Source organism: Streptomyces curacoi (assembly GCF_001513975.1).
GTDB classification, from domain to species: domain Bacteria; phylum Actinomycetota; class Actinomycetes; order Streptomycetales; family Streptomycetaceae; genus Streptomyces; species Streptomyces curacoi.
Map to the genome: position 1 here is coordinate 1 of NZ_KQ948005.1, position 9,273 is coordinate 9,273.

A 9,273-nucleotide genomic window follows, 5' to 3' on the forward strand; every position below is an offset into this window, starting at 1 on the left:
CCTCTAAGCCCGCCGGCCATGACCCCGGCCCCCAACTCAGGCGCCTCGTCCACACCGCCGCCCACCAACGATCACTGAACACGCACTGTGTACAACGCAGATGAGACCGTCCGATCATCACGACCGCTACGTGACAAACCTGCAGATCAGAAACCCACCCAGGACCAGCACCCACTGCCACCACGGCTACCGAGGCACCAGCACGTGCCTGCCTACAGCCACACTCCCAACTGATCAGCCCAGGCCACAACAACCGCTTTCGATCACCGATACCGCTCCAGGACAGGGCAGCGCTCGCTGAGCCGGGCGTCAACCTGGGCGCAGGCCCGCGACCGGCCGGCCGGTGAACCTGACGGCCGCACCCGTGCGCGAAGAGACCCGGACTGTGACGGTGCCCGGGGTCTCATGGGGTGTCCCGGCTGTGTCCCTGGGGGGTCGCGTGGGCTCTTCCCATCCGGTCCGCGAGCCAAGATCGATTGTCAGTGGCGGGTGAGAACATCGGAGCATCGAGTCGCAGAAAGAGGGGGATCTGTCGTGTCCGGAAGCCAGAACTACATCAATCACGTTGCTCTTGTGCTGGATGCCAGTTCGTCCATGTCGCACCTGAGCCGCAAGGTCGTCGAAGTCGCCGACCAGCAGATCGCCTACCTGGCCCGCCGATCGCAGGAACTGGATCAGGAAACCCGCGTCACGGTGTACGTCTTCGCAGACAAGGTCGAGTGCGTCATCTACGACAAGGACGTGCTGCGGATGCCGTCCCTGAAGCAGCTCTACCGCGTCGGTGGAATGACGGCCCTGCTGGCCGCCACGCTCACATCGCAGCGGGAGCTCGCGCAGACAGCCCAACTGTACGGCGACCACAGCTTCCTGACGTTCGTGCTCACCGACGGGCAGGAGAACGCAAGCCATCGCTGCCCGGATGCCCCGAGCCGCAACCCGCGTGAACTCGTGCAGGCCGTGGCCGACATGATCGAGACACAGCAGGACAACTGGACACTGGCCGTCCTCGTGCCGGACCAGATGGGCAAGCGCGAAGCCATGCAGTGCGGGTTCCCCAAGGACAACATAGCCATCTGGGACGCCACGAGCACACAGGGCCTGGAAGAGGCCGGGCAGGTCATCCGGCAGGCCACCGAACAGTTCATGGTGGGCCGCGCCCAGGGCATCCGGGGATCGCGGGCGGTGTTCTCCACAGGAGCTCAGGCGGTCAACAAAGACACCATCAAGGCAGCCGGCCTCACCCCGGTCGATCCGTCCAAGTACCAGCTGATCCCCGTGGCTCGTGACGCGGCGATCCGGGACTGGGTCACCGAATGCGGCCACACCTACCGCACCGGTGGTGCGTTCTACCAGCTGAGCAAGTCCGAGAAGATCCAGGCGCAGAAGCAGATCGCAGTGCTGGAGAAGAAGACCGACCGGGTGTACACAGGGCCCGAGGCCAGAGCCCTGCTCGGCCTGCCGGACGTGGAAGTCCGCGTCAAGCCGGACCATAACGACGATTTCACGATCTTCGTGCAGAGCACCAGCGTGAACCGCAAGCTCGTACCGAACACGCGGCTGCTGCTCATGCTCTGACGCCTTGGTGTGGGGCTGAGACCGCCACCGCCGTCTTCATGCCGGCCGCTCTGACGTCGATTCTGGTTGAGGGCCCGTCAGTTTGCTCGGGCCTGTGACTTTGCGGTTTTTCGTAACGGTCCGTCGGTCTTTTCCGGCGGGCCGTTTCGGCTGCCGGCTGGGCGGTGGCACGTCAATGGGCCCGGCTGCCGCGTCGGGTTGGGTGCCCGGGTCCCCGGCTCCGGTTCGATGGCGCCTGCCCGCAGGGAGGGGAAGCCGCTGGTCAGCCGGGGTCGGACGCGAGGCTGCCGGTCGGCCGGGGTTGGGCAGGAAGCTGCCGGTCGGCCGGGGTCCGGGAGGAGCGCGAGTCGGTGGGGACTGCGTTGGCAGTCAGCTTCTGTTCTACGGGCCTCCGGTGTGACGTACGCCTCGTGTGTGCGGCGTTTTTCCTGTGGGTCCGCTGTAACGATCACCTCGTTCGGACCACTACCTGAGGACAGAACACACCGGGAGGATCAGGAGGTGCGGTAGTGCCCGACGACGACGCGGATCGTTTCACCGCGATCTACGACGGCTGCCGGCAGCGCGTGTGGGCCTACGTGGTCAGCCGTGCGGGACGACAGGTCGCCGACGAGGTGGTGAACGAGACGTTCACTGTGGCCTGGCGCAGGCTGGACGACGTTCCCGAACCACCGCTGCCATGGCTGCTCGTGGTCGCACGCAACATCTTGCGCGACAGCATCCGGGCGGAGGCCAGACGTGCGTCATTCGCTGCCGAGGTGATGTCCTGGGCGCAGCCGGCCGAGGCGGACATCGCCGAGGAGGTATCCGAGCGCAGCGCGCTGCTCAAGGCCCTGGCCACCCTGCCGGAAGACGATCGGGAACTGCTGATCCTCGCTGCCTGGCAAGGTCTGACCCCGGCTCAGGCGGCCGTGGTGGTCGGCTGCTCACCCCTCACCCTGCGGGTCCGTCTGCACCGTGCGCGCAGACGCCTGGAGCTGGCCGCGTCGGCCTGCCCGCCCGCGGAGGAAGCCGCACCCGCGCACCGTGTGTCCACCCGAGCCCGGATCGCCGTAGGAAAGGAAGCCCGGTGAACAACGACGTCCTGCACCGCCTTACCGCCGCCCGCCCCGCCCACCTCGACCCGGACCCGCCCACGCCGTCACCGGTCAGGGACGAGGAGCTCACAGCCGTCATGACACTCCCGCGTACGACACGCAAAGGACGCGCCGTCGTACGGCCGCGGAGGCTCTACCACCCTCTTCTGCCGGGTCTCGCCCTGGTCACGGCGACGGCGGTGGTGGCGGTGGTGGTCAGCGACACCGCGCCGCACAAGCCAGGGCCCTCGCCCTCCGCGGCGCTGGGCTCGGGCAGTCAGGTACTTCTCGCCGCCGCCGCCCACGTCGAACGGCAACCGGCCGGCTCAGGCACGTACTGGTACGTGCAGGAAACGTTCGCCGACCGCCACAAGGTGCCCGGGAAGAACTACAGCATCGACGTCCGCGGCGAGCGGCGGTGGTGGACAGCCCTTGCCGAGAACAAACGGTGGTCACAGCTGCTCGGCCTGGGGGCCCGCCCGGCCACGCGCGCCGACGAAGCGGCGTGGAAGGCGGATGGTTCACCCCGGTCGTGGGATCTGAGAAACGTGACCGGCACGATCGTCACCCACGCCGGCCAAGGCGAGATCGAACACGACGCCCCCGGCGGCAGGGCGGACACCGGCATGATGGGCGACCTGCCCCTGCGCCTGCTGCCCACACTGCCCACCGACGACAAAGCCCTGCGCACGCGCCTGTTCGCTCTGGCCGACAAAGACCACAACGGCCCCAAGTGGACCCTTGACCGCATCGTCGTCCAAAGCGCCGTCCTCCTCGCGACGACCCTTCCCTCCACCCCGGCGCTGCGCGCCGCCGCCTACCGCCTCCTTGCCGCCGAGCCCGGCGTGCGCTCCCTCGGCAACATCAAAGACCACACCGGCCGCACCGGCTATGCCGTAGCTCTCCCCAGTCCCTACGACCCCAACCTGCAACTGCGCCTGATCTTCGCCAAGCCGACAGGCATGCCGTTGGGCACCGAGATGGTCTCCACCCGCAGCGGCGACGGCAGGAGCAAGGGCGGGCTGCTGAGCTACACGACATTCACCATGAAATGGACCAACCAGGCGCCGCCGTTCACCATCGACACCCCCGACCCGGGCCCGGCCGGGACATCGGACCGCTGAGGCTGCTGGGCTCGACGAGCAGCGGATCCTGGGCCGGGGGCCGGCCGATCCCCAGGTGCGGTCCAGGCCGAAAGGGCCCGAGGTGAGACTCGGCGACTCCTGCGCCCTGCCCGGCCCATGGCCATCCCGAGGCACAGGCCCTCACAGGCGGCCTGCTTGCCGGCGTTCACGCATTGGGCTTCGACGGAGATTACGCGAAGGGCGATGCCTGGCCCGAGTGTTTTACGGCAAGGCGGGGCCAGACCATCGACTCCCTTCCCTGAAAAAGGGGTGGGAGGTCTGCTTTCAGGCGGGTGAGGCCCGGGAGGCGGTCCGGGGAGGCGCCCAGCCGAGACGGCTCGCGATGCTTCATCCACTGGCGTTGGTCTGGTCCGCCAGGCGGCCAGCGCGGTCGGCAGGGAAGTGAGGAGCGCAAAGATTTGAGCGGCAAGCGATTCTGGTCCACGACGAGTGTCATAGCACTGACAGGGGCCCTGCTCCTCACCTCAGCCTCGACTGCCTCGGCTGACTATGTGAGGGACCAGCAGTGAGCGCTGGAAGCCTTCGCGGTAGAAGACGTCTGGGCTGAATCCCAAGGAGAGGGCGTAACCGTTGCGGTTGTCGACTCCGGAGTCGATGCAAATCATCCTGACCTGAGTGGCCAGGTTCTCGAAGGGAAAGACTTCACGGGCGGATGGAACGCCCACGAGGATTCCATCGGTCACGGAACGAAAATGGCCAGCATCATTGCTGGACATGGGCATGGTGCTGGAAACGATTCCGGCGTGATTGGACTTGCACCGAAGTCCAGGATCTTGCCCTTGCGTACCCTCCAGACGAGGGAAGACAGGAATCTGGATGAGACATGGGGCGCTGCCGTTCGATATGCAGTCGACCACGGCGCGAAGGTCATTAATTTGTCCTTCGGTAACGACGGCGGCAGCAAGACCACAAGTGACGGTCGTGAAGCAATCTCCCATGGCAAGCACACGATGTTGTAGTTGTCGCAGCCTCAGGTAATGAAGGGTCTGTTGCTGTCAGTGAACCAGCAGCGCTGCCCGGGGTTGTGTCTGTCGGAGCTGTGGATCAAGATGCCAATCTGTGGACCGACTCGAATACTGGAGAGAGGCTGACCCTCACAGCGCCCGGCGTGAAAATTGCGGGTGCCAATAACACAATGTCCAACGGGTACGGTGTGTCTAGTGGTACCTCGGAGGCCACGGCCTATGTATCAGCTGCCGCCGTTCTGGTCCGCTCCAAGTACCCCGACCTCTCCGCGGGCCAAGTGATCAACCGCCTGATCAAGTCGGCCACCTTCGCGCACCATGAAGGATTGAAGGCACCCGACGAGGAATACGGCTACGGGATCGTCCGCCCCTACTCGGCGCTCACGATGGACATCCCTGCCGGCCCCAAGAAGAACCCTCTCGGCCACTTGGCCGTGTCCAGCCCGGCTTCCACGGGGCCTCCGAGGAAGCGGACACCTCGGCGCACGCCTCCTCCAGCAGCTTCTTCGTCCTCGCTGGTGGCATCGCAGCCGTTGTTGTCATCGGCGCGATCGCTTTCGTACTGCTCCGCAGGGGCCGCAAGGGCGGTACCACCGGGCCCGGTTCTGGCAGCGGAGGCACCCAGCACCCCACGTATCCCTCGGCTCAACAGCCGTACCCCCACACAGCTCCCAGCCAGGGTTACCCCGCACCTCTGGGACAAGCCGCGCGGCACCCCAACCCCTACATGCAGCAGCCTCCGCATCAGGGTCAGTAGGAGCAGCCCACGCCGAACGGTGGCCCGCGAAGGGCCTGAAAAGGAGGGGATTACCCCAGGTGGTGTGGGCAGTTGCGCTGGAAGACCCCGACCGGGATGGCGTGGCAGTGCGGAACTACGGCCGGACCCCGGCCACCAGGGTGACTGTGAACGCAGAGGCGGACCTCGACGAGGACGGCGGCCCAGACGCGGGCTGCTGACCGTCGACACGGCGGCCGCCAGAGGCCTGCCGGTAGAAAGGATCTGCTGCCCGCTGGCGCGCCAGTCTCCTTCTCCTTCGACTGGGAAGAACAGACGATCGATCCTGACCTGCAGTGGATAGCCCCCCCGGGGACAGTCGAGTACACCGCAAGAACATCACGAAGAGTCTGCGGCTCGGGCTGCAGGGCAAGAGCCTCACGAGGAAGAGCCGTCGGGAGCGACATCGAAGCAAGCGGCAGCTCGAAACGGCCGGAACAGCCTGGGCTGATCGCTCCGTTGGCGATCGCCAGCAGGCATAGGGCTCATGCCGTATCCGGTAGCACGGAGCGCCTCGGCTATCGGCCTCTTCTGATGGTTTGCCTGCAGACTGTGCCGCGCAAGCGCTCGACTGCCCACGAGACGGTTGAGGACCTCCTCGTCCACGTACTGTCCAGACGTCTAGGCGTCCACAAGGTACGCCTTCTCCCCCGCCATCATCGGCGCATCGGCGGGCCCCTTGATGTAGGGGCCGCGCCAGATCATCCGGTGCTCCTGACGATGGGAATACCACCGCCGGACCTTGTGCATCCGGACCGGCCACCGGTGGTGGCAGACCCGCTTCGTCTCCCCCGCCGCATCCGGCGGATGGGGCGAGGGCAGGACGGGATCGAACGACAGCACGGTGCCCATCAGTTCCAGGCCGATGGCCGCCGCACCTCGCAGGTCTCGATGCCCAGGCTGTCCCCGAGCAGCCGGAGGCCGCAATCCGGCGTTGGGGTTACTGCCCTTGGTGCGGGGGCCGTTGAGCGTAGGGGTTGGGGTGCTGCGGGGCCTGCCCCGGCGTGTAGCCCTGCTGGGGTGGGGTGTTGGGGTAGTACTGATAGCCCGCCGAGGGATGTGGCGGGTAGCCGTAGCTGTGCGGGGGCGTTCCGGCACCGGAGCCGGGGCCGCTGCCTGCGCTGCGGCGACTGCGGGTGACCACCCACGCGATGACACCGACGACCATAACCGCGGCGATACCACCCCCGAGCACGACCAGGCTGCGGAAGGAGGTCTGCGTGGCGGGGGCCGTTTTCTCGGACGCCTCACTGGAAGGTGGGGTGGCAACGGTCAGTTGGCCAAGAGGGTTCTTTTTGGGGCCGACGGGAATGTCCATCGTGACTGCCTGGCGGGGGCGGATGATCCCGTAGCCGTACTCCTCGTCAGGCGCCTTCAGCCCCTTGTGGCCGAGGAACGAGGCCGACTTGACGAGGCGGTTGATGACCTGGCCCGCAGTGAGCTCGGGGTACTTCGAGCGGACAAGCGCGGCGGTGGCGGACACAAAGGCCGCGGCATCCGAGGTGCCCCTTGACAAACTGTATTGCTGCGACCGAGTCGTATCCGCGCCGAGGATCTCAACACCGGGAGCCATGAGGGTCAGCCCCTTTCCGGTGTTTGAGCCGTCCCAGCGATTACCGCTCTTGTCCACGGCACCGACTGCGACAACGCCGGGTAGCGCTGCCGGCTCGTCGACGGCTATGGATCCGTCGTTGCCCGCGGCCGCGACAACGACCACATCATGTGCTTGCGCGTACGCGATCGCTGCACGACCGTCACTGAGCGTCTTGCCGCCGTCGTTACCGAAGGACATGTTGATGACCTTCGCGCCCTGATCCACGGCATATCGAACGGCTGCGGCCCAGGTCTCGTCATGCATCGGGTCCTTCTCCGTCCGAATGGCCCGTAGTGGCAGGATCTTCGCCTTCGGCGCTAGGCCCATCATTCCGGACGCGTTTCCCGGGCCATGGCCGTGTCCAGCGATGATGCTGGCCATGACTGTCCCGTGCCCCATCTTGTCTTCGTGTGCGTTGCCTCCGCCGGTGAAGTCTTTCCCTGCAAGGACTTGACCAGCCAGGTCGGGGTGAGTGGCGTCGACCCCGGAGTCGACCACCGCAACGGTGACACCCTCGCCCTGTGTCTCGGCCCAGGTGTCCTTCATCGCGAAGACGTCCAAGACCCACTGCTGGTCCCTGACGTAGTCCGCTGAGGCCGTCGGGGCTGAGGTGAGGAGCAGAGCTCCTGTCACCGCCGCGACGCCTGTCGTGGACCAGAATCGCCTGCCACTCAAGTCTTTGCACTCCTTACTCCCAGGCCGGCGGTGCCAGCCGTGATGATGGACCGGACCCACGCTAGAGGACCCACTATCCGGAGCAATCTCGGCCCGCTCACAACTGCTGAACCGGGGAACTGCAAAATCGGTACACCATGGACCGGCCGCGCCTCACCGCGAGATCTCCCTGTCAGATGTTGGACCGCGCAGCTTCGGAGTAGGCGTCGAAGAAGCGGTTGCCCGTGAGCTTTTGGTGAGCGAGCCGAGCAGCGGCGTCACCACGTGCATCACCGGCTGGGGGCCCTTTGGCGGGCAGACTTGGCTGGGATGCGCCATGACGGGCAGGGCCTTGATCTCGGGGTTGTTCTTGTTGAGCCAGCGGACGCTGCCTCCGAGCTGGTGCACGTCCTTCTTGGCGATCGCGTGGGCGACACACCCGGTATACCCGGTACACCCGGTCTTCAGCTCGATCACCGCATGCCGCTCAGCCGACAGCGCCCAGAGATCGTCCGGGGCCCGTGCCGTACAGCTTCTCCGGCCGCGTGCTCACGAACCCGAGGTGGCGGCCCAGCAACTCCCAGGCCCGCTCGCGTCGTCCGAGCGAGGGGGTGCCTCCACTTCACCGTGAGGTGCATGACGCTCCGGGACGCTCGCGCTGGAGAACCGGGTCACGGCCACACTGAGGAGTCACTGGAGGTCGGGTGAGCCCTGTCGTCGGGAGAGGGCCAGCCTGCGTCGCTCCCGGTCGATTTCGGTGCTGACGACCGTGACCTCGTCGCCGACCTGCACGACATCCGACGGAGCCTCCACGGGCGTCCATGCCAGTTCTCGAAGGTGGACCAGTCCTTCGATTCCGTCGGCGACCTGAACGAAGGCGCCGAACGGGACGAGCTTGGTGACCTGTCCATGCAGTTTCTCGCCCACCGGGTTGCGGTCGGCGAACGCCTGGAAGGGGTCCGGCTGCGTCGCTCGTAAGGACAGTCTGGCCTCTAGGTTCCATGCGTCGAACTGGAGGAACTCACATGAAACGCGCTGTCCGACCTCGACGATGTCCGAAGCTGCTTCAAAGCGTCGCCAGGACAGTTCGGGGATCGTGATGAGCCCGACGCCGGGGAAGACGAAGTGGTCAGGGCCGTCGTCCAGCCCTACGAACACGCCGAACCGCTCGATCGCTGCGACGGTGCCGGCAAGGATCTCGCCGCAGTGCAGTGATTCCAGGAACGCCCAGAGTTCTGGGTGCTCAGACGGTCCGTCCATGCTGCACAGCCTTGCATGAGGAACTGTGCTCTGGCCGGGAAGTGTGGTCACGCTGCGGTCTTGAGCGGGCGTCCGCCCCCAGCAGTGCCCTTCTCGCAACGGGTGCGGGCCCGCTTGCGCCGTTCGGCGGCCAGGACGTCGCGGTGGCGGGCGTTGGCGTTGCGCCACCGCAGGTCCGGAAGGTGGAACAGAGCTCCTGCGCCTACGCCGCCCTGCTCCAGCGCCAGGC

The 9,273-nt window shown here is 66.4% G+C and carries 8 protein-coding genes and 2 pseudogenes; 5 read left to right on the plus strand and 5 right to left on the minus strand.

Features of this window, described 5'->3' with window-relative positions; genetic code table 11:
* Window positions 1-534 precede the first annotated feature (534 nt).
* From AQI70_RS36700 to AQI70_RS40995, 5 genes and pseudogenes are all read left to right on the plus strand, one after another.
* Window positions 535-1,575 (plus strand): vWA domain-containing protein, encoded by a 1,041-nt coding sequence (locus tag AQI70_RS36700; protein ID WP_062156786.1) that lies wholly within the window; start codon window positions 535-537, stop codon window positions 1,573-1,575.
* A 509-nt stretch (window positions 1,576-2,084) separates the two neighbouring features.
* Entirely contained in the window at window positions 2,085-2,648 is a 564-nt protein-coding gene (locus AQI70_RS36705) for an RNA polymerase sigma factor (protein WP_063801669.1), read from the plus strand.
* Window positions 2,645-3,775: a CU044_5270 family protein gene (locus AQI70_RS36710; RefSeq protein ID WP_062156787.1), complete on the plus strand. Its 1,131-nt coding sequence runs from the start codon at window positions 2,645-2,647 to the stop codon at window positions 3,773-3,775. The genes AQI70_RS36705 and AQI70_RS36710 overlap by 4 nt, the downstream gene beginning before the upstream one ends.
* 632 nt (window positions 3,776-4,407) lie before the next feature.
* Window positions 4,408-4,755, plus strand: a complete 348-nt coding sequence (locus tag AQI70_RS40555) for a S8 family serine peptidase (RefSeq protein ID WP_279616773.1) — start codon at window positions 4,408-4,410, stop codon at window positions 4,753-4,755.
* A 38-nt stretch (window positions 4,756-4,793) separates the two neighbouring features.
* A pseudogene (locus tag AQI70_RS40995) lies at window positions 4,794-5,840 on the plus strand (S8 family peptidase); the annotation flags it as partial.
* A 317-nt stretch (window positions 5,841-6,157) separates the two neighbouring features.
* On the opposite strand, the gene AQI70_RS36715 reads toward AQI70_RS40995, so the two are convergent.
* The 5 genes and pseudogenes from AQI70_RS36715 to AQI70_RS39920 form a co-directional block, all read right to left on the minus strand.
* Window positions 6,158-6,388, minus strand: coding sequence for a hypothetical protein (locus AQI70_RS36715; RefSeq protein ID WP_062156788.1), 231 nt, complete (start codon window positions 6,386-6,388; stop codon window positions 6,158-6,160).
* 88 nt (window positions 6,389-6,476) lie between these two features.
* Complete coding sequence (gene mycP, locus AQI70_RS36720) at window positions 6,477-7,691, minus strand: type VII secretion-associated serine protease mycosin (RefSeq protein WP_244181994.1); 1,215 nt, start codon at window positions 7,689-7,691, stop codon at window positions 6,477-6,479.
* 267 nt (window positions 7,692-7,958) lie between these two features.
* Window positions 7,959-8,261, minus strand: a complete 303-nt coding sequence (locus AQI70_RS39440; protein ID WP_159042774.1) for a hypothetical protein — start codon at window positions 8,259-8,261, stop codon at window positions 7,959-7,961.
* Window positions 8,262-8,474: 213 nt separating this feature from the next.
* Window positions 8,475-9,095 carry a S1 RNA-binding domain-containing protein gene (locus AQI70_RS36725; RefSeq protein ID WP_244181995.1) on the minus strand — a complete coding sequence of 207 codons (621 nt, stop codon included), beginning with the start codon at window positions 9,093-9,095 and terminating at the stop codon, window positions 8,475-8,477.
* Window positions 9,092-9,273 (minus strand): annotated as a pseudogene (locus AQI70_RS39920) (hypothetical protein); the annotation flags it as partial. The gene AQI70_RS36725 and the pseudogene AQI70_RS39920, both read right to left, overlap by 4 nt.

Coding starts and splice junctions, on each gene's coding strand:
- AQI70_RS36715 (WP_062156788.1), bottom strand. CDS start 6,388: ATGGGCACCGTGCTGTCGTTCGATCCCGTCCTGCCCTCGCCCCATCCG.